Genomic DNA, 19,301 nt, shown 5'->3' with positions numbered 1-19,301 from the left:
AGGTTTGTGGAGTGTTTTGACGCTTTTCGCATAGGAACGTGGGCTGCAATTGTCTCAATTTGCGACAAACGGCGGCAATTATTGTAAGCGGTTTCTTTTATCTGGCGGAAAATTTTATTGGCACGGATTTTGCTTTAATCCTGGTCAAGTCGGCCGGACGGCGAGATGAACCTTACCCGGCTGATGTAAAACACCAAGGAGGGGTTTTCGATGAGACATGGAGACATTTCCAGCAGTCAGGACACAGTAGGGGTGGCAGTGGTGAACTATAAGATGCCGCGCCTGCATACCCGGGCGGAGGTTCTGGACAACTGCCGCAGGATCGCCGATATGATCGTCGGGATGAAGCAGGGCTTGCCGGGCATGGACCTCGTTGTTTTTCCAGAATACAGCACCCACGGCATTATGTACGACGAGCAGGAAATGTACGAAACCGCTTCCTCCATTCCCGGAGAAGAAACCGCCATTTTCGCCGAGGCTTGCAGGAAGGCCAATACGTGGGGCGTGTTCTCCTTGACCGGGGAACGGCACGAGGCTCATCCGAACAAAGCTCCGTACAACACCTTGATTCTGATGAACAATAAAGGGGACATCGTTCAGAAATACAGAAAAATTATTCCGTGGTGCCCGATCGAAGGCTGGTATCCCGGCGACTGTACGTACGTAGCGGAAGGGCCGAAGGGGCTTAAAATCAGCCTTATCGTCTGCGACGACGGCAACTATCCCGAAATATGGCGCGACTGTGCGATGAAGGGAGCCGAGCTGATCGTGCGCTGCCAAGGCTACATGTATCCGTCGAAGGACCAGCAAATCATCATGGCGAAAGCGATGGCTTGGTCGAACAACACGTATGTGGCTGTAGCCAATGCGGCCGGCTTCGACGGCGTTTACTCTTATTTCGGCCACTCCTCGATCATCGGCTTCGACGGACGCACGCTCGGGGAATGCGGCACGGAGGAAAACGGCATCCAGTACGCCGAGCTGTCGGTTTCGTTAATCCGCGATTTCCGCAAAAACGCCCAATCTCAGAACCATCTGTTCAAGCTGCTCCATCGCGGCTATACGGGACTCATTCATTCCGGGGACGGCGACAAAGGGATTGCGGAATGTCCGTTTGACTTTTACCGCACCTGGGTGCTGGATGCCGAGAAGGCGAGGGAAAACGTAGAGAAGTTCACCCGGTCGACCGTCGGAACCGCAGAATGCCCGATCGAGGGAATTCCGCACGAGGGCAAGCAAAAGGCTGCCGGAGGCTGACATGTCGTTCATCGCGGAGAAGTTGAAAACGATCCATCAGCGCCAAGAACAGGATACCGGAGAAGAAGAGAACCGTTCTTCTTCTCCCCGGGCCGTGACCCGGTTCCAATTTGACGTCGATCGCGTCATGCAGAAGGTCCGGTTGAAAATTTTCGGGCAGGACGAAGCCGTCGGGCGATTGGAGGAGATGCTAAGGGTCGTCTGGTCCGACATTTCGGAGCCGAATCGGCCTTTGTATGTGGCGTTGTTTTTGGGACCGACGGGAGTAGGGAAGACCGAAACGGTGAGAGCGTTGGCGGAAGCGATTCACGGCAGTGCCGAGGCCTTTTGCCGGATCGATATGAATACGCTGGCTCAGGAGCATTATGCCGCCGCCTTGACCGGTGCGCCTCCCGGCTACGTAGGCAGCAAGGAAGGCACGTCGCTGTTCGATACGCAGCGCATCGAGGGCTCTTACGGCAAACCCGGCATCGTGCTGTTCGATGAGCTGGAGAAGGCGAACGACCAAGTCATCTATTCGCTGCTGGGCGTTCTGGACAACGGGATGATGGTCTTGTCGTCGGGAGAGAAAACGATCAATTTCCGTAATAGTATTATTTTTATGACCAGCAATTTGGGGGCACAGGACATTACGGAATTTGCCGACGGAAGCTTGAAGGCTTTCTGGAAAAAACTTGGATGGGTTGCACAGCCCCAGCATTGGGGGGCTTCCGAACGCGAGCTTCTGCGGACTATCGTACAGAAAAAGACGGAGCGCCGGTTTTCGCCCGAATTTATCAACCGCATCGACGATATCTATGTATTTAACTGGCTCCGGCGCGACGGGCTCGGACCGATCCTGGATTCGCTGCTGGATTCGCTCAACCTCCGGGTCCTGAAGCACCGCTGCATGGTGCTGCTCGACCCGTCCGCCAAAGAACTCGTTGCGTCTCTGGGCTTCGACAAGCAGTATGGCGCACGCTCGTTAAAAAGAGCCGTCAGAACCTGCGTCGAAATCCCGCTGGCCGGGCTGCTCGGAAACCGGCGGCAGGATGATCCGTTCGTGACATATTACGTACGAGGGAAACGGGACGGGCTGGCGTGGTACGAGGACGACGAGCGGCTGGTGCACGAAGCCGAGGAGGTGACAAGATGAGCACCGTTGGTCTGCTGTATGTCGGCGCGGTACTGTTTCTGAACGGCTTGATGCTGCTCGGCCGCATAGACGGCAAGAGCGCTGGCGTGTTCAACCTGTTTATCGGTGCCATGCAGGTGATCACCCCGTTTTATATGATCTTTACTTCAGGGGGAGACGCATGGACGATATTTCAGGCGTCAGGGATATTTCTGTTCGGCCTCACCTATTTATATGTTGGTATTACGAACTTGTTAGGCGTGGATGCGAGCGGCGTCGGTTGGTATTCGTTATGGGTCGCCGTTCTTGCCATAGGCTATGCGGCCATCAATTTCCTTCACTTTCACGATGAAAAGTTCGGCATCATCTGGCTCATGTGGTCGTTCCTGTGGACCTTGTTTTTTGTTCTGCTGGCGCTCAAGCGCAATATTGGCGCATTTGTCGGATGGGTGACGCTTATTCAAGCGTGGATGACGGCGACGATTCCCGCTTTTCTTATCCTCATCGGCGAGTGGGAGCGCATCGGCGCGGGCGTCACGGAAGCGGCAGCGGGCCTTACCGTGGTTGGCTATGGGATTGCGTATGCGCTGACCCGGCGGAAAGCGTCGCACGGAGTAGAGGTGTCGTCGTAAGTTAATTCGAATCATGAAGCCGCGGCGTATTGCTACTACCGGGGCTTTTTTTTACCACTTTATTGGCATTCGCTCTAAAGATTTCTAGTTGTCAAGCCGATATACAAGCTGAGTCCTATCCATTGGGACGCGTTAGGTTTCTAATAGCTTGGAGGCTCAGGAAATATTGAACAAAGTCAGGTTATTTCTTACACTCATTTTATTAAGCGCCCTCATCACCGCTTGCGGCGGACCGAGACCGATGGCGGCAACAGAGCCGGAAAAGGAAAGGGCTTATTGGGCAATGAAGGATTACATCGACTCGCATTTGATAGAAAAAGTGCTGTCCGATTACTTCGAAAATCTGGGTGACGGCGAGCAGCCGGTGATCCCAAAGGATTTCGACTACAAGATGCGCTCGTTCTCAACGTATAAAGGAAGTCGAACGAATAAGACTGAGCTTCTTGACAGGAGCTTAAGCTATGTCGACAAAAAACCGGTCTTTCCAACCGTCGATCCGATCGTGATCCGAATGAGGCCGGTGATCAATGAGTTGAAGGCCGCGTTGGCTGAAGCATACGATTACTACGAGATGAAAAACTATGTCGACGATAATTTCGCCAAGGGCAAGGAACTGCATGCGAGAATAAGACAGGCGTGGGCGGCGCTATACCCAATCAGAGAAGAATTTTCCGCAGCGATGAGAAATCTGGGCGCCGAGCTCAGAAAAGCGCACCTGGAAAGCTATACGAGCGACAAGCAGGATTTCCGGTACAGTACCTTAAAATTGGTGGTCGATGCCGAAGCGATGTCCGTGGAGTTGTCACGTCAGGGCATTACGGCCGACAACGTGCTGGATTTGGATATGAATGCTTTCAAACCGAAATACGACGTGCTTGTGGAAGATCTCAAGATTGTCACCCAGCAGTATCAGGTCATGGTCGACAAAGATAGTTCCGATAAATATAAATATGAAAAATACGTAAATGCAGCCAAGGAGGTTAAGGCTGCTGCCTCGGAAATGGTTGAGCGGGTGAATAAGCAGGAAAAAGTAGAGAAAGTCCCTTCACCAAACGACTACCAGTATCCAAGCGGTACTCCCGAGAAATTCAGCAGTAAGGTTGGTAGCGTTGCCTCGGAGTATGAACATATTTTTTAATGTCGTAAATGAGCAGGGGACGGCTTGCAGGTATGAAAAAGAAGTTTCTTTTTGTTTTGGGTAAGCACGATGACGATGGTCACAACCAGCGTCAGCAGCGCAATAAGAAGCGAACCGAAGCCGATCATGAGCGTCAGAGCGGGCAGCAAATAACAACATTTATTCTCCGGCAATCTACTATTTCTGTTCTTTCAGCAGACAGAAGCCGCAACAGCATTTGCCGCTGCGGCTTCTGTTATTTTTTTTACAAAAACTTCCTATTCTGCTTCTTCCCGTCGAAGGTGAACAGCACCGGCTTCGTTTCGATGATCGATTCCAGATGCACTGTCTTCCCCCACAGCCGGTGAATATACGGGAGGGTCCGTTCCACATACTTCAAATCGAGCTCGATGCCTTCGTACATATGCTTCAAATACAGCTCGCCGTTCTTCTCGAAATCCCCGTTCTCGACCACAATATAAGGAAAGCCGCCGTTCACCCGGGAGTACACGAGCTGGTCGCGGATATGTTCCCAAGACTTGTCGGTAATTTTCCACTCCGGCCCCTTTTTCTCGAAAATGTACAAATCGAGCTCGTCGCATAGCTTCTTGGTCATATAGTTGCGAATGAACGATAGATCGGAGTCGAATTCGCGTACCTCGAAAATCTTCTGCCGGCCTTCGCCGCCTTTATAGCCGAACCGGTCGCGGTCCTCCTGCGACGGCTTATCCCAACGCTTCTCGATGTCCTCGAAAATTTTCAGTCCCAGGTAATACGGGTTGAGCGTATGGCGGGAAGGGACGACGACGGAGGAATTCAGCTTGGAGTATTCGATCGTCTCGGAGTCGGTCAGATCGAGCTCTCGCATAATACGCTGATGCCAGTAGGAGGCCCAGCCTTCGTTCATAATTTTCGTCTCCATTTGCGGCCAGAAATACAGCATTTCATCCCGCAGCATCGTCATGATGTCGCGCTGCCAATCCTTCAGGTAAGGGGCATGCTCTTCGATAAACAGCATCAGATCCTTCTCCGGCTCGGCCGGAAACTTGGCCGGAACTTCTTTCTTGTTGGCGGTCTTGGCCGCGGGCTTCTCATCCAAATCCCACAAATCCTCGTAGCCGAATTTGCGCTCCGAAGGTTTTTTCGGATCGTCCGCCGCTTCTTCCCGGCCGCTGCCGCGTCCGCGGTACGGCTTTGTGATCAACGGATCGACATGCTCTTGAATGGCGAGCACGGCATCGATAAACCGTTCTACCTCGTCCGTCCCGTATTCGATCTCGTACTGGCGGATACGCTCGGCCGTGGCGGACATGCTCTCGACCATGTTGCGGTTCGTTTTGGAAAAGCGGACGTTGTTTTTGAAAAAGTCGCAGTGCGCCAGCACGTGCGCCACGATCAGCTTGTTCTGAACGAGCGAATTGCCGTCGAGCAGGAAAGCGTAGCACGGGTCGGAGTTGATGACAAGCTCGTAAATTTTGCTGAGTCCAAAGTCGTACTGCATCTTCATTTTATGGAAAGTTTTTCCGAAACTCCAATGACTGAAGCGGGTCGGCATCCCGTAAGCGCCGAATGTGTAGATAATATCGGCAGGGCATATCTCGTAGCGCATCGGGTAAAAGTCAAGACCGAAGCCGCTGGCGACCTCGGTAATTTCCGCGATGGCGTATTCCAAATGCTTGATATCATCCGCATTCACTGGGCGATCCTCCCCTCCGCGCCCTTCGGGAAAAAGGTTTTGAGCGCCTTGTACACCTCGCCTTTCTCACGAATGACGTAGTGCACGAATTTCGGATCGTGAATGTTCCGGTAAGCGGACATCAGCGTGCTGCTGCGGTTATATTGATTTACTTCGCCGTATCCGAACAGATTCGCCCGCTTGATTAATTCGCCGATCAGCCGCACGCACCGCTCGTTGTCCGATGTCAGGTTATCGCCGTCGGAGAAATGAAACGGATATATATTGAAGCGGGACGGCGGATAGCGCCGGTCGATCAAGTCGACCGCAAGCTGATAGGCCGAAGAGCAGATCGTGCCGCCGCTTTCGCCTTTGGTGAAAAATTCTTCTTCCGTCACTTGCTTGGCCTCGGTATGGTGGGCGATGAAAATGATTTCCACCTGCTCGTATTTCGTCCGCAGGAATCGCGTCATCCAGAAGAAGAAGCTGCGCGCGATATATTTCTCAAAGGACCCCATACTGCCGGACGTGTCCATCATGGCGAGCACCAGCGCGTTCGAGTGAGGGGTGACGATTTCGTCCCACGTCTTGTAGCGCAGATCGTCCGGGCTGATATGATGAATACCGGGAACCCCCGAGGTGGCGTTCCGTTTCAGATTTTCGAGAATCGTCCGCTTCTTGTCGATGTTGGACATGATTCCTTTTTTACGGATATCGTTGAAAACGATTTCTTTGGTTGTGACATTATGTTTTTCCTTCTGCTGCAGGTTCGGCAGCTCCAGTTCTTCGAAGAGCAAGGACTGCAGCTCCTCCATCTGTACCTCGGCATCATAATAGTCGTCTCCCGGCTGATTGCCGGCGCCCTCGCCCTTGCCCGGACCGGAAGCGGGCTGCGGGTCTACCCCGAGCACGTCCCCGACCTGGCTGTCCCCGTCGCCTTGCCCCACATGTTTGCTCTTGTTGTAGTTATAGCGGAAACGGTACTCATCCAGACTGCGGATGGGCACTTTGACGATTTGCTTGCCGTCCGACATGATGATGCTTTCGTCCGTCACCAGATCAGGCAGATTTTGTTTAATCGCTTCCCGGACTTTCTGCTGATGGCGGGTCTGATCCTGATATCCTTTCCGGTGCAGGGACCAATCCTCGCGGGATACGGTAAATAAAGGCTCTGTCATGCGGAACACCTCCTGATAGCTTTTGGATCAAAGCTGCTTCGATAGCGCGGTCAAAAGCGGCTGAGCCGGCGTCGAATGCTTGAACGGTGTTGGGGAGCGGATGGACGATAGCGTGTAAAGCAGCATGTAACGAATCATGACAAGTACTTGAAAAAAAAGTGCTTGTTACTAAATATATTCAAGTCCCGGAGGGATATGTGAACGGGGGAGGAGCGGATTTTTTGGCAGCTGCATTCAAAAGGTCTCCATTTTACAGGAGCCGATTCTAGTTTATACTGTCTGATAGAAAGGTACAGTGGCGTTGTAGAGGTGAGGATTCCCTTGTCAGGGCGGCAGGACGCTAAAAGTAGATTGGATGATTCACCACGATTTTCTGGAGATTCAGTTTAGCGGGAAGCTGCCGATGCTCTTATTTACGGAACAGGGCTGGACCATAGAGCGCAGCTAAATAGTAGAAGAGTTTCGCGATCCCTGGATTGGAGCCAGAGCTTTTGAAATGCCGGGAATGCGGAGAACGTTTTCGGTTTGAAGTGGAGGAACAGAAATTTTATAAAAGCAAAGGCTTCGCACCGCCCAAGCGATGTCCGAAATGCCTCGAGAAGAAATGGTTCCGCAGCATGGGAATTGAGCTGCCCGATGACGATCTAGAAGAGGAATCGTGAGGGGGAAGAGAAGGCTCACTTGGATAAGTATGGTATAATCATGGGAGGCAAAGAGCTTTTATCGAATAGGGACGATAGTTTTACCATTTTCAAAAATGAGGAAGTGTGCCGATGAATCCTACGATAGAGCAGTGGAAAGCATTATACGAAGAGGCTATATCTTTCAAGCAAAGCAAGTGCTGGGAATGGATGACCAACGCGCATATGTTCGGCGTGAAAAATCCGGAAAGCGGAGAAGTCGGGTACTGCAGCATTTTAGGCAACGGAGGCGAGGTTTTCGGGCTGTCCGTTTATATGGGGACCAAAGGCTTGAATTCAATTATGAGGATGTTCTCGGGCGAATCGGATGAGGATCCCAGATTTACCCAGGATGCGCTGCTGCTTTCCTTCGACAATCGGGACGAGCTGTATCCGCGGGAGCTGAAACAAATCAAGGAGCTTGGGCTCAAATTCCGCGGCGCTCATGCTTGGCCGACATTGCGGGTGTACGAACCCGGCTTTGTGCCGTGGCCGGTCTTAACGCAGGAGCAAGCGCTTTTCTTCACATGGGCGATTCAGCAGGCGCGTGAAATCGCAATGGAGCATCGCCATGACCCGGATGCGTTGTTTCATGAAGACGAAGAAACGTTCCTTGTCCGAGTGCCTTCCCGAACCGAAGGCGGGATCGTCTGGTCGAATCAATGGCTGCAGCCGGAGCCCTTGGAGGAAATGCCTGCGCTGCAAGCTGATCCGATCGACGAGCTTCGTTTGACCAAGGCGAAAAAATCAGCGAAAGGTTCGGCGGGCATTTGGGAGATCGACTGCTTCTTCGCACCCATACCTGTTGATGAGGGAGAGCGTCCCTTTTATCCGAAGATGTTTCTGATCGTAGACCAGAGCTCGGGCCAAATTTTAAAACACGGCTTAAGCGATAAAACGCAAATTGCGAACGAGCTGGTTGACGCTTTTCTTGCTCTGGTCGAACAGCTAAAGTTTGTTCCCGGCGAAGTATGGGCTACCAATGAAGAAGTTTACGTTTACTTGCGGCAGGTTCTCCGGGCTTTTGAGCCGCAGGCTTATTTGACTGACGAATTGCCTGCGTTGGAAGACGCCAAAGCAAGCATGCTGCATTATTTTGGAGCCGGGATGCGGTAGGTTTCTTTCGTTCAATCATCAGAAATGGTGGATTCTATATTTGGAGTGGATGCTCATGTTCGAGCTTATTGATGAGAAGAAACGTCGATTGGATCAAAAAAGGCCTCTGCCGACGCATACCTTACGCAGCATCCGGGAGCATCTTATCGTGAATTGGACGTACCATTCCAACGCTATCGAAGGAAATACATTAACCCTCTCGGAAACAAAGGTAGCATTGGAAGGAATCACAATTGGCGGGAAAACGATTAAGGAACACTTGGAGGTCATTAACCACAAAGAGGCCATTCTTTATGTCGAGGACATTGTTCGAAGACAGGAACCTTTATCCGAGTGGCAAATCAAAAGTATTCATCGGCTGATCCTCAAAGGAATTCAGGATGATTTTGCAGGCATTTACCGGAAGGAAAATGTGCTGATCAGCGGAGCCAAGCATATTCCGCCGGACGCCCTGCAAGTTCCTCTTGCCATGGAGCAATTCATCCAATGGTACGATAGTGAGGGGGAGCAGCTCCACCCTGTAGCCAAAGCGGCAATGGTGCATAGCGACTTTGTGAAAATTCATGCGTTCATCGACGGGAACGGTCGAACGGCGCGATTATTGTTGAATTTTGAGTTAATGAAGAACGGGTATCCGCCCATTGTCGTTGAGAAAGAAAACAGACTCGCTTATTATTCTGCGTTGGATGACGCTCACACGACAGGCGATAATACCCGTTTTATTGGTCTGGTTAGCGATATACTAAGTCGAACGTTCGATTTGTATCTTAAGCTTGTGTGAAGCTGGCTGGAGATTGGCGGGCATGTTTTTCCGTCTGCGACCATGACCCGCCCCTGAGCGCTTCCTTCAGGCTTTACCTTCCGCCACTGCTCGCTCGTTTGTCGGTAGAGGCTGCGACTGCGGAAGAGCTGCTTCTCGGTTTAGCACCGCTTTTTCATTGGCTCTCAGATATGCTAACCAATAGGCGGTGGCGACGAAGACACTGCCTCCGACGGCATTGCCGAGAAAGACGGGGACAAAGTTGCCCAGGTATTCCAGCCAGGTATAGTGTCCTGCGAAGATCGCGGCAGGGATCAGGAACATGTTTGCTACGACGTGTTGGAAGCCGATGGCGACGAAGGTCATCGTCGGGAACCAGATGCCGAGCATTTTGCCCGCGACGTCGTCTGCGCCGTAGGCGAGCCAGACGGCCAAGGCGACAAGCCAGTTGCAGCCGATCCCCGAAATAAAGGCTTGCAGGAAGCTCTCGTCAAGCTTGGCGCCCGCCACCTTGACCAGTTTGGACAAGTACGGCTCAGCCTCCGTTAAGCCGACAACATGACCGAACAGGTAAGCGACAAAGAGCGCCCCGGCAAAGTTGGACAGCGTAATCAGCAGCCAATTGACGGTCAGCTGTTTCGTCGTTATTTTGCCTTGGAGCCTCGCCAGCGGCACTGCCATCATATTTCCGGTCAACAGCTCGCCCCCGGCAATAATGGTGAGGATCAGGCCAATGGGGAACAACGCCGCGCCCAGAAAGGAGCCGAGCCCGCTCCAAGCCGCAGGAACGCCCGCAGCTACTCTCAAATATAGAAGGAAGCCCAGGGCGATAAATGCCCCTGCCAAAAAGCCCAGCGTACAAGCTTGCAGCGGACGCATATTCGCTTTCTTCTCGCCCATGGCTGCGGTAATATGCGCAATTTCTTCCGGTTTGCGGTACGACATGCCTAGACACGACCTTTCCATACTATTTGTGAAAATATTCACAATCAATGATGTGCTAACGCCCAGTTTCTACTGTCGTCTCATTTTACCGCAAAAAAAGGGGAACGAAAGTGGTATTTATCACATTCGCGTTGGATGGTTTGCACAGACAGCGCGGTTAAGGGAATAACGGCTGAAACCTAAAAAAGTATGTTGGATATTCGACGAAATATGGTAAAATATAACTCAATACGCAATATTATTTAACGAATCGACACAAATCGATAGTTCTGCCAATTGAATAAAAAGGGCTCCGCCATTTCATTGCAGGAGGGAGCCATGGAGGGGCCGTATGCGTCAACGCACGGGCTTGACGGTTGCAGGGAACGCCTTCGTTTGGAAAAGCAACTCGTTTCGGATTTGGAACGGGTTGCTTTTTGTCTTCACAGCCAATTTCATTTGGGAGGGACAAAGAGGATGTCACAGAAAGTGGATGAAGGGACGATCCGTATTATTGACCGCTGGATAACGGAGATGCAGGATGCGGAGGAGGCTACCGTTCTCCGTTTGGATCGCTGCCCGGCGGGCGATCCGGATGCGCATCAAACTCTTAGCCGCACGTTTGAAAATGCGCCGTCCGATCGTTTGCGTCAGCTTTGCGGCATGCATCGGGTCCAAGTAAGCACCGTGCTTTATACGGCATGGGCCGTGTTGCTGCAGCGCTATTTGCGTACCGAAGAGATTCGGTTTGCGGCGGTCACGCCCGAGGAAGACCGGATCATCCTTGTCCGAATCTCAGGCGCAGCTTCGCTGTCGTTCGAATCGCTGGTCGCCCGTGCGGAGGATACGCTGGCCCAAGGGAAGGCTTACGCGCTTACAAGCAGCGAGCTTCGCGATCTGAGTAGGTCCGCCTCGCCGCAGCTTCCTTTCAATACGGCCGCAGCCGTGGAAGCTCCCGGCGCCGTCCGGGCGTGGCCCGTCATTCCGGGGTGCGACCTTATGATCGGCTTCGTGCTTTCGGACGTTCTCGAAGTCCGCGCGGAGTACAAGCCGGACGCGTTTCAGCCGACGACGATCCGCAGGCTGCTGGGGCATGTGGAAAATATCGTCATGGCCTGGATCGAATCTCCCCATACGCCTGTCGGCCGTATCGCTTTGCTGAGCCAAGACGAGAGAGAGCAGCTGCTGGTCGGGTTCAATCAAACGGCTGTGCCCTTTTCCTCCGATGCGACCATTCACCGGCTGTTTGCGGAGCAGGCGCGGCGTACGCCGGATCGCCTAGCGATCATCGACGGGAAGGACTGCTTGACTTACCAGCAGCTCGACGAACAATCGAACCGGATAGCCAGAACGCTGATCGAACTCGGCGTACAAGAAACAAATACCCTTGTTGCCGTCATGACCCGCCCTACGCTGTCGATGTTCGCCGGTGTGCTGGCGGTGCTGAAAGCGGGTGCGGCGTATGTACCGATCGATCCGAATTATCCGCCGGACCGCATACGCTACATTTTGGAGGATAGCGGAGCGAAGCTGCTGCTCACGGAGGGGCAGTCGGAGCTTCCATTTACCTTTAATGGACAGGCGGCTGTCGATCTCGCGGACCAGCGGATGCATGACGGGGATGCGTCTCCTTTGCCGGAGCTTGCGGAACCATCCGGCTTGGCTTATGTCATCTATACGTCCGGCTCCACCGGGCAGCCGAAGGGCACGCTGATCGAGCACCGGTCGCTGGTCAATTTTTGCGAATGGCATTGCTCGCATTTTCAGGTCACGATGGAGGACGTCAGCAGCAAATATTGCAGTGTCGGGTTCGACGCCTCGATACTGGAGATTTTCCCCTATCTTATTTCCGGAGCGGCGGTTCATGTCATTCCCGAACACATCCGGCTGGATGCTGTGGAGCTAAACGGGTACTTCAACCAACATGGCATTACCGTCAGCTTCTTGCCGACCCAGCTTGGCGAGCAGTTCATGAAGCTTCCCAATCGCTCGCTCCGTGTGCTGATGACGGGCGGAGAGAAGCTGAAGACGTTCCAACCGCAAAGCTACCTTATTTACAACGTATACGGGCCTACCGAAAATACGATCTTCACCACGACGCAGCTAGTTACGGCGCACTCGGATAACATTCCGATCGGGAAGCCGCTGAACAATGTTCGACTGTATATTTTGGATGCCTGCGGCCAGCCTCAGCCAGTTGGGGTTCCCGGGGAGTTATGCATTTCCGGCATCGGTCTGGCCCGAGGATATTTGAATCGACCCCAGCTGACGGAGGAGAAATTCGTCGCCCATCCGTTCTGCGAGGGAGAGCGGCTGTACCGGACGGGGGACTTGGCCCGGTGGCTGCCCGACGGGTCCGTCGAATACGTGGGACGCCTCGATCATCAGGTGAAAATTCGCGGCTTCCGGGTCGAAACGGGCGAAATCGAGCATCGGCTCCGGCTGCACGACCGGGTGCTCGATTGTATCGTGATCGCGCGCGAAGACGATGCCGGCCGTGCGTACCTATGCGCATATCTCGTATCCGAAGAGCCTCTCGCCCGCAGTGAGCTGTCGTCGTTTCTGGCGGAGCAGTTGCCGGATTACATGGTTCCGTCCTGGTTCGTCATGCTTCCGAGGCTGCCTGTGAATGCGAACGGCAAGGTCGACCGGCGCGCGCTGCCCAAACCCGAGAGAGAAGCGGAGTCGGCTTCTTACGCGCCTCCGGACAGCGAGACGGAACTGGGGCTGGCGGAGCTGTGGAAGGAACTGCTCGACTTGCGGACAGTCGGCGTTCATGATCGCTTCTTCGACGCCGGAGGCCACTCGCTGCATGCCGCCGTCCTGCGCGGACAGATCGAACGGCGCTTCGGCGTCCGGCTGTCGATTGCGGAGTTGTTCGAGCATGCGACCATCCGTAAGCAAGCGGAGCGGATCGGTCAAGCGGGTAAACCGGCCGGAGGCGGTCAGGCGATTGAAAAGGCGCCCGAGCGGGAATATTACCCCCTTCATCCGGCGCAAAAGCGCCTCTTCTTCATCGGGCAGATGGAGCAGGTGGGAACGGCCTATAACACCCCGCTGCTGCTCAAGATCGAAGGGAACGTCGACCGGCGGCGGATGGAGCGAGCTTTCGAGCATATGATCGAGCGTCATGAACCGCTTCGTACGGCTTTTGCATGGGTAGATAGGGAGCTCGCGCAGACCGTCTGGCCCCGTGCGTCGTTTCAAATGCAGTTTCATGCGGCGGCGGAAGAAGAAGCGGAGCGGCTGATGTCCGCGTTCGTCGTCCCCTTCGATCTCGGGAAGTCGCCGTTATTCCGGGCCGGACTCATTAGCTGCTCCGAGGAGCTGCATTTTCTGATGCTGGATTTTCACCATATTATTGTGGACGGCGTCTCGATGCATGTGTTTTTCGAGGAGTGGAGCCGATTATACCGGGGGGAGGAGCTGCCTCGCCCGGAGATCCAATTCAAAGATTACGCCTTCTGGCTGAACGGCCGCAAATCGGAGGAGGAGGTGGAGAAGCGCGAGTATTGGATGGCGGCCTTGTCCGGGGAGCTCCCAGTCCTGCAACTGCCGACCGACAAGGAAAGAGCGAGCTTCCAAAGCTTCCGGGGCGACACTTACCTGCTTCGGCTGGATACCGGTTTGACCGAACGCTTGAAGCAGTTTGCTCTTCGGACGGACACCACCATGTACATGGTCCTGCTTGCCGCTTACAAGGTGCTGCTTGCCCGGTATTCCGGCCAGGAGGACATCATCGTCGGTGTTCCCGTCGCCAGCCGCCCGCAAGCTGAACTGCAGCCGCTGATCGGCATGTTCGTCAACACGCTGCCGATCCGGAGCTTCCCGGAGCGAATGATGACGTTCGCCGAATATTTGCAGGAGCTGAAGTCGATCCTGCTAACCGCCTTCGAGCATCAGGACTACGATCTGGAGCGGCAGGTGCAGTCGCTGCGCATTCCCCGAGTGCCGGGGCGCAGCCCGCTGTTTGATACGATGTTCGTCATGCAAAATACGGGCCGCACGACGACGCCGTCGATCGAAGGGAGCCGAATCACCGTTCAGCGGTACGTGGACCCGATCTCCAAGTACGATCTGATGCTTGATGCGATGGAAACGGAAGAGACGCTCCGGATCGATTTCCAATACTGCACTGATCTGTTCGTGCGGGATACGATTGAGCGGATGGCGAACCAGTATGTGCGGATATTGGAGGATGCGTTGACTTCGGAGGAAAAGCGGCTGCCCGAGCTGCGATTGCTTTCGGAAGCGGATATAAAGGAGCAGGTGGAGGGGCGGAATCAAACCGAATCCGCGTACGACCGCGACTTGACGATTCACGGATGGTTTGAGGAGCAAGTGCGGCAGACGCCGGACCGGCCGGCTGTCGTATTCGGGGACGAAGCGCTCACTTACCGGCAGTTGAACGACCGGGCGAACCGGCTGGCGGCCGCCTTGATTCGCCACGGCGTGCAGCCGGAGCAACTCGTCGGACTGATGACCGAGCGGTCTCCGGACATGATTGTCGGCCTGCTTGGCATTTTGAAGGCGGGAGGGGCCTACCTTCCGATCGATCCGGAATATCCCGCAGACCGTATAAAATATATGCTGGATAACAGCCGGGCCCGTCTCTTGCTGACACAGACGCAATTGGCCGACCGGGTCGAGTTTGACGGCATGAAGCTGTGCCTGGATACGCATGCCGCCTATGAGGAAGCGGCGGACAACCCACCTCCCCGCACCCGTGCGAGCCATTTGCTGTATGTGATTTATACGTCGGGAACGACCGGCAAGCCGAAGGGTGTCATGATCGAGCACCGCAATATGGTCAATCTGCTTCACCATCAGTTTCGGCATACGAACGTCGATTACAGCGGCAGCGTGCTGCAATTTACGACGCTCAGCTTCGATGTAAGCTCGCAGGAAATATGGTCCGCTCTGCTGGCGGGGGGCACCTTGCATCTCGTGACGAACGAAACCCGGCGAAGCCCGGACATGCTGCTGCGGCTTATCGGAGAACGTCAGATTCACGTCTTGTTCCTACCCGTCTCGTACTTGAAGCTCGTCCTGAACGAAAGCGCGTATGCGGACAAGCTTCCAGCGTCGGTCCGCCATATCATAACGGCCGGAGAGCCGTTGACCGTACCGGACAAATTCAAGACGCATCTGCGGCGGCATCGGGTGTTCCTGCACAATCATTACGGCCCCTCGGAAACGCATGTCGCGACGGCTCATACGATCGACCCGAACGGACAGATCCCGGAGCTTCCGCCGATCGGAAGGCCGATTGCGAACACGCGCATCTACCTGTTGAACGACCGGTTACAGGTTCAGCCTTCCGGCGTGCCGGGAGAGCTGTACATTGCGGGGGATGGCGTCGGCAGAGGGTATTTCAACGACGAGCGCCTGACGGCGGAGAAATTCGTGCCCGACCCGTTCGCCAGGGAGGGACGCATGTACAAGACAGGCGACCTCGCGCGCTGGACGCCGGAGGGCACGCTGGAATTTTTGGGCCGCCTGGACCATCAGGTGAAAATACGCGGTTTTCGGATCGAGCTCGGGGAGATTGAGAACGCGCTGCTGAGCCATCCTTCGATCCGGGAAGCGGTCGTGGTTGCCCTGGAGGACGGCAGCGGCGGCAGAGAGTTATGCGCTTATTTCGCCGTTACGGAAGAGCTCCCGGTTAAGGTTATCAGGGAGCACTTGTCGAAGGCGCTGCCGGAGTATATGCTGCCCTCGTATTTCGTCCCGTTAAAGAGCATGCCGCTCACGCCCAACGGCAAAATCGACCGCAGAGCGCTGCCCGAGCCCGATCCGGGCGAGCGTGCCGCAGCGGGGCGCGATCGCGTCGCTCCGCGTACGGACATCGAGAGGAAGATCTCGGCCGTATGGGAACAACTTCTGGACGTTTCCGGCATTGGCATTCACGACAACTTCTTCGAGCTCGGCGGACATTCGCTGAAGGCGGCTGCGATGACCGCAAGGCTGCAGCAGGATTTGGATATCGGGGTCAATGACGTCTTCGAGCACCAGACGATTGCGTCTTTGTCCGCCAAGGTGAAGCCGAAGGCCAACTATTTGACCGCGAAGCTGGAGCAACTGAAGACAGCCCGCCATGACGAGCCGATGGAACGATTCGACGAAGAGATCGCCGCATACCGGGCGAGAAACGAACGGTACGCCCGGCTTGATCTGACGCAGGAAAGCGGGTACAGCGACATTTTGCTGACGGGAGTCACCGGGTATTTGGGCATCCATCTGCTGCGGGAGCTGTTAGCCGGAACTGCGGCGACGGTTCACGTTCTTGTGCGTGCGGCGACAGAGGCGGAAGCGCGGGAACGACTGCTTGCGAAGCTGGCCTTTTATTTCGCAGACGATGCCGTGGAAGCGCAGCTTGACCGCCGGATTCGGATTTACCGCGGAGATCTGTCGCAGGATAGCTTGGGGCTCGCAGAGGAAGCGTATCGGGAGCTTGCGAGCACCGTCGACTGCATCGTGCATTCGGCGGCGACCGTGAAGCACTACGGCAGCTACTCGCACTTTGAAAGCCATAACATCGCTTCGACCGAACGGCTGCTGGCCTTTGCCGGTACGCACCGGGCCAAAGACGTGCATCATATTTCCACTTTGGGTGTCGCGACCGGACATATTTCGGGACAGGCTGCGGCTTATTTTACCGAATACGATTTGGACCGGGGGCAGCAATACGAGAACTATTACGCCAAATCCAAGTTCGAAGCGGAGAAGCGGGTCGTTCAGGCGCGGGCTCAAGGGCTTCGAACAAGCATCTATCGGGTGGGGAACCTTGTTTTTCAATCGGATACGGGTAAGTTCCAGCAAAACATCGAGGAAAACGCCTTTTACGCGACGGTCAAGTCGTTTGTCCGTCTCGGCATGGTGCCCCAACTGGCGGCCGATATCGATTTTTCCTGCGTCGATCGGGTCAGCGAAGCGATCGTTCAACTGATGAAGCCCGCTGCGCTGCGGGACGAAATATTCCATTTGTACAACCCGCATTACGAGAGTATGCACCGTGTGCTGGCCGACGGCCGCTCGGGAGGAAGAATGGCGTCAGGGACGCTCGACGAGTTCATCGATTACATGAAGAGCAGGTACGAAGAAGGCTTTTGCCGGGAGGAGATTGAGAGCCTGATGCTTCATTACGGCTGGCTGGAGCAGCAGGAGCAAACCAGGTTTACGCTCGCTTCGGAGAAGACCGTCTTGCTGCTGAAGAAGCTCGGCTTCGAATGGCGGGTGATCAGCGATAAGCAGATGGACGATATGATGCGATACTGCCGGGAAGTCGGATTTATTTAAGTTAGAAAAAGGGAGAGTCAGGACGAACGGAGAAATAGTATGTAGAGAAGGCTGTCATTCATTTGAGATGAGGGAGGGAATACGATGGAGAATACTGCGGAACGTTTAAAGCATTTGCTGCGCACGGTTCCGGAGCAGTTCGGCCGGATGTCCGAAGAGGAGGCATCCGAGCGGCCCATGCCCGGTAAATGGTCTCCGAAAGAAGCGCTGGGGCATTTATGCGATTCGGCCGTCAACAATCTTCCGAGATTTATTAAAATCCAATATGAAAAGCAGCCGTATGTCCTCATCCCTTACGATCAGGATCAATGGGTGACATTGCAGGATTATCAGGAGGCTCCGGCGGAAGAGATCCTGAATTTATGGTCCCGCTTAAATAACCGGATCCTGAAGGCCATTGAAAAAATACCGGCGAAAAAACTATCTTACCAATGTGTCACCGCCAATCAGGAAACGAAAAGCTTGCAGTGGCTCATTGACGATTACGTAGAGCATATGGAATACCATCTGGGCCGTCAATTTTGAAGAACAACGTTTAATCGGCCGCTTATTTTGGCATCACTATAAAATACGCTTAGTTGCTGGAGGTTCTGGAATGAAGCTGTATGTCATCCTCTCGTTCAACGAAGACGGGATGGAAAATGTGTATGTGGGCGAGGACGAGGAGAAAGCTCTTTCGTTCAAGCCGTCCGATTTTGAGGATTGCGACGCCTTGTTCGTCGAGGTGTGGGAAGACGGGGAGAAGATCGACGATTACCGTCTGGAGTAGCGTGTGAAGCGGAATGCCGGTCGTCCTTGTGGGAGGGTCGGCTTTTTTTCTGCACCCTATCATCGTCGTATCATCGACAAATCATTGATAAAATTGTGAAATAAAGCTATTCAGACGCAGCGGAGTTTATTATAATAGAATTGGTTACGGGAAATTTCACGAAAGTTTAACAATTGTTCCAGAGCGTTCCTTTGATAAGCTTTGGGATTAAAAACGTAAGCGCATACAAAATATTTTATTTCATGTTTACAATATGTTAGTTTGTTGTTAGAATAAGTTACATATTCTTCATTGGGCGTCCGAAGGCGGCAGGTCGTGGGAAGCTTCCCTTCCCTCATCCCTGTTCGTCCGGTCCAAGGACGCCGATTAAGGGAGACGGGTATGGATTACGATAAAGACACGGTTTACGTGGTCGGCGATGCGCAGACATCTCTCAATAATCCGATTACTCAGCAGTACAGCGCATTTTTCATCGGACTTGTCGTGGATACGACCAACCACAAAATCGTGGATGCGGGCTGCTCGTCCACTATTCCGCTAACCTCGCAATTTGTGCGCTCCTTATTCGTCGGGCAGAGCATTCTGGCCTTCGAGCCGGTCGCCGACGAAATCAAACGAAGGTACCACGGTTCGTCGCAGAAAGCGATCATCGTCGCCTTCAAGGATGCGCAAAAAAAATACAAATTGGCCTTGAACGGCCGGGATTGCGATTCCGGTGCGTCAGGGACCGGATAACGCTGCTTTGTTTATTAGTATGGCGACATACGCGTAAATAAAATC

14 protein-coding genes and 1 pseudogene are annotated in these 19,301 nt (G+C 54.0%); 11 read left to right on the top strand and 4 right to left on the bottom strand.

What is annotated here, in order from left to right:
• Positions 1 to 210: 210 nt before the first annotated feature.
• From QMG93_RS11495 to QMG93_RS11480, 4 genes are all read left to right on the top strand, one after another.
• The gene (locus QMG93_RS11495; RefSeq protein ID WP_281936482.1) at positions 211 to 1,257 is read left to right on the top strand and encodes an aliphatic amidase; all 1,047 of its coding nucleotides are present in this window, start codon (positions 211 to 213) and stop codon (positions 1,255 to 1,257) included.
• 1 nt (position 1,258) lies between these two features.
• Entirely contained in the window at positions 1,259 to 2,392 is a 1,134-nt protein-coding gene (locus QMG93_RS11490; protein WP_281936479.1) for an AAA family ATPase, read from the top strand.
• Positions 2,389 to 3,003, top strand: coding sequence for an AmiS/UreI family transporter (locus QMG93_RS11485; RefSeq protein WP_281936477.1), 615 nt, complete (start codon positions 2,389 to 2,391; stop codon positions 3,001 to 3,003). The genes QMG93_RS11490 and QMG93_RS11485 overlap by 4 nt, the downstream gene beginning before the upstream one ends.
• 166 nt (positions 3,004 to 3,169) lie before the next feature.
• The gene (locus QMG93_RS11480; RefSeq protein ID WP_281936475.1) at positions 3,170 to 4,141 is read left to right on the top strand and encodes a DUF3829 domain-containing protein; all 972 of its coding nucleotides are present in this window, start codon (positions 3,170 to 3,172) and stop codon (positions 4,139 to 4,141) included.
• 44 nt (positions 4,142 to 4,185) lie between these two features.
• On the opposite strand, the pseudogene QMG93_RS11475 reads toward QMG93_RS11480, so the two are convergent.
• The 3 genes and pseudogenes from QMG93_RS11475 to yhbH form a co-directional block, all read right to left on the bottom strand.
• Positions 4,186 to 4,269: pseudogene (locus QMG93_RS11475) on the bottom strand (putative holin-like toxin); the annotation flags it as partial.
• A gap of 116 nt (positions 4,270 to 4,385) precedes the next feature.
• On the bottom strand, positions 4,386 to 5,816 hold the full coding sequence (locus QMG93_RS11470) for a SpoVR family protein (protein WP_281936473.1): 1,431 nt from the start codon (positions 5,814 to 5,816) through the stop codon (positions 4,386 to 4,388).
• Positions 5,813 to 6,973: a sporulation protein YhbH gene (gene yhbH, locus QMG93_RS11465; RefSeq protein WP_281936471.1), complete on the bottom strand. Its 1,161-nt coding sequence runs from the start codon at positions 6,971 to 6,973 to the stop codon at positions 5,813 to 5,815. The genes QMG93_RS11470 and yhbH overlap by 4 nt, the downstream gene beginning before the upstream one ends.
• Positions 6,974 to 7,503: 530 nt before the next feature.
• On the opposite strand from yhbH, the gene QMG93_RS11460 reads away from it, so the two are divergent.
• From QMG93_RS11460 to QMG93_RS11450, 3 genes are all read left to right on the top strand, one after another.
• The gene (locus QMG93_RS11460; protein ID WP_413789288.1) at positions 7,504 to 7,635 is read left to right on the top strand and encodes a zinc-ribbon domain containing protein; all 132 of its coding nucleotides are present in this window, start codon (positions 7,504 to 7,506) and stop codon (positions 7,633 to 7,635) included.
• 111 nt (positions 7,636 to 7,746) lie between these two features.
• The gene (locus QMG93_RS11455) at positions 7,747 to 8,769 is read left to right on the top strand and encodes a DUF6930 domain-containing protein (protein WP_281936467.1); all 1,023 of its coding nucleotides are present in this window, start codon (positions 7,747 to 7,749) and stop codon (positions 8,767 to 8,769) included.
• Positions 8,770 to 8,824: 55 nt separating this feature from the next.
• Positions 8,825 to 9,550 (top strand): Fic family protein, encoded by a 726-nt coding sequence (locus QMG93_RS11450; RefSeq protein WP_281936464.1) that lies wholly within the window; start codon positions 8,825 to 8,827, stop codon positions 9,548 to 9,550.
• Positions 9,551 to 9,616: 66 nt separating this feature from the next.
• Here QMG93_RS11450 and QMG93_RS11445 read toward each other — a convergent pair whose 3' ends face one another.
• A complete protein-coding gene (locus QMG93_RS11445) occupies positions 9,617 to 10,474 on the bottom strand; it encodes a formate/nitrite transporter family protein (protein ID WP_281936462.1) in 858 nt (285 codons plus the stop codon).
• A gap of 456 nt (positions 10,475 to 10,930) precedes the next feature.
• On the opposite strand from QMG93_RS11445, the gene QMG93_RS11440 reads away from it, so the two are divergent.
• The 4 genes from QMG93_RS11440 (at position 10,931) to QMG93_RS11425 (ending at position 19,256) form a co-directional block, all read left to right on the top strand.
• The gene (locus tag QMG93_RS11440; RefSeq protein WP_281936460.1) at positions 10,931 to 17,752 is read left to right on the top strand and encodes a non-ribosomal peptide synthetase; all 6,822 of its coding nucleotides are present in this window, start codon (positions 10,931 to 10,933) and stop codon (positions 17,750 to 17,752) included.
• Between the two features lie 84 nt (positions 17,753 to 17,836).
• Positions 17,837 to 18,277 carry a DinB family protein gene (locus QMG93_RS11435; RefSeq protein WP_281936458.1) on the top strand — a complete coding sequence of 147 codons (441 nt, stop codon included), beginning with the start codon at positions 17,837 to 17,839 and terminating at the stop codon, positions 18,275 to 18,277.
• A gap of 70 nt (positions 18,278 to 18,347) precedes the next feature.
• Positions 18,348 to 18,521 carry a hypothetical protein gene (locus QMG93_RS11430; protein WP_010492398.1) on the top strand — a complete coding sequence of 58 codons (174 nt, stop codon included), beginning with the start codon at positions 18,348 to 18,350 and terminating at the stop codon, positions 18,519 to 18,521.
• A gap of 381 nt (positions 18,522 to 18,902) precedes the next feature.
• The gene (locus QMG93_RS11425; protein ID WP_216793244.1) at positions 18,903 to 19,256 is read left to right on the top strand and encodes a DUF3870 domain-containing protein; all 354 of its coding nucleotides are present in this window, start codon (positions 18,903 to 18,905) and stop codon (positions 19,254 to 19,256) included.
• Positions 19,257 to 19,301 lie beyond the last annotated feature (45 nt).

The sequence above is a fragment of the Paenibacillus tyrphae genome, from assembly GCF_027925525.1.
GTDB classification, from domain to species: Bacteria; Bacillota; Bacilli; order Paenibacillales; family NBRC-103111; genus Paenibacillus_G; species Paenibacillus_G tyrfis_B.
This window is presented reverse-complemented; position numbering and strand designations above follow the sequence as displayed.

Coding starts and splice junctions, on each gene's coding strand:
- QMG93_RS11495 (WP_281936482.1), top strand. CDS start 211: ATGAGACATGGAGACATTTCCAGCAGTCAGGACACAGTAGGGGTGGCA.
- QMG93_RS11490 (WP_281936479.1), top strand. CDS start 1,259: ATGTCGTTCATCGCGGAGAAGTTGAAAACGATCCATCAGCGCCAAGAA.
- QMG93_RS11485 (WP_281936477.1), top strand. CDS start 2,389: ATGAGCACCGTTGGTCTGCTGTATGTCGGCGCGGTACTGTTTCTGAAC.
- yhbH (WP_281936471.1), bottom strand. CDS start 6,973: ATGACAGAGCCTTTATTTACCGTATCCCGCGAGGATTGGTCCCTGCAC.
- QMG93_RS11455 (WP_281936467.1), top strand. CDS start 7,747: ATGAATCCTACGATAGAGCAGTGGAAAGCATTATACGAAGAGGCTATA.
- QMG93_RS11450 (WP_281936464.1), top strand. CDS start 8,825: ATGTTCGAGCTTATTGATGAGAAGAAACGTCGATTGGATCAAAAAAGG.
- QMG93_RS11445 (WP_281936462.1), bottom strand. CDS start 10,474: ATGTCGTACCGCAAACCGGAAGAAATTGCGCATATTACCGCAGCCATG.
- QMG93_RS11440 (WP_281936460.1), top strand. CDS start 10,931: ATGTCACAGAAAGTGGATGAAGGGACGATCCGTATTATTGACCGCTGG.
- QMG93_RS11435 (WP_281936458.1), top strand. CDS start 17,837: ATGGAGAATACTGCGGAACGTTTAAAGCATTTGCTGCGCACGGTTCCG.
- QMG93_RS11430 (WP_010492398.1), top strand. CDS start 18,348: ATGAAGCTGTATGTCATCCTCTCGTTCAACGAAGACGGGATGGAAAAT.
- QMG93_RS11425 (WP_216793244.1), top strand. CDS start 18,903: ATGGATTACGATAAAGACACGGTTTACGTGGTCGGCGATGCGCAGACA.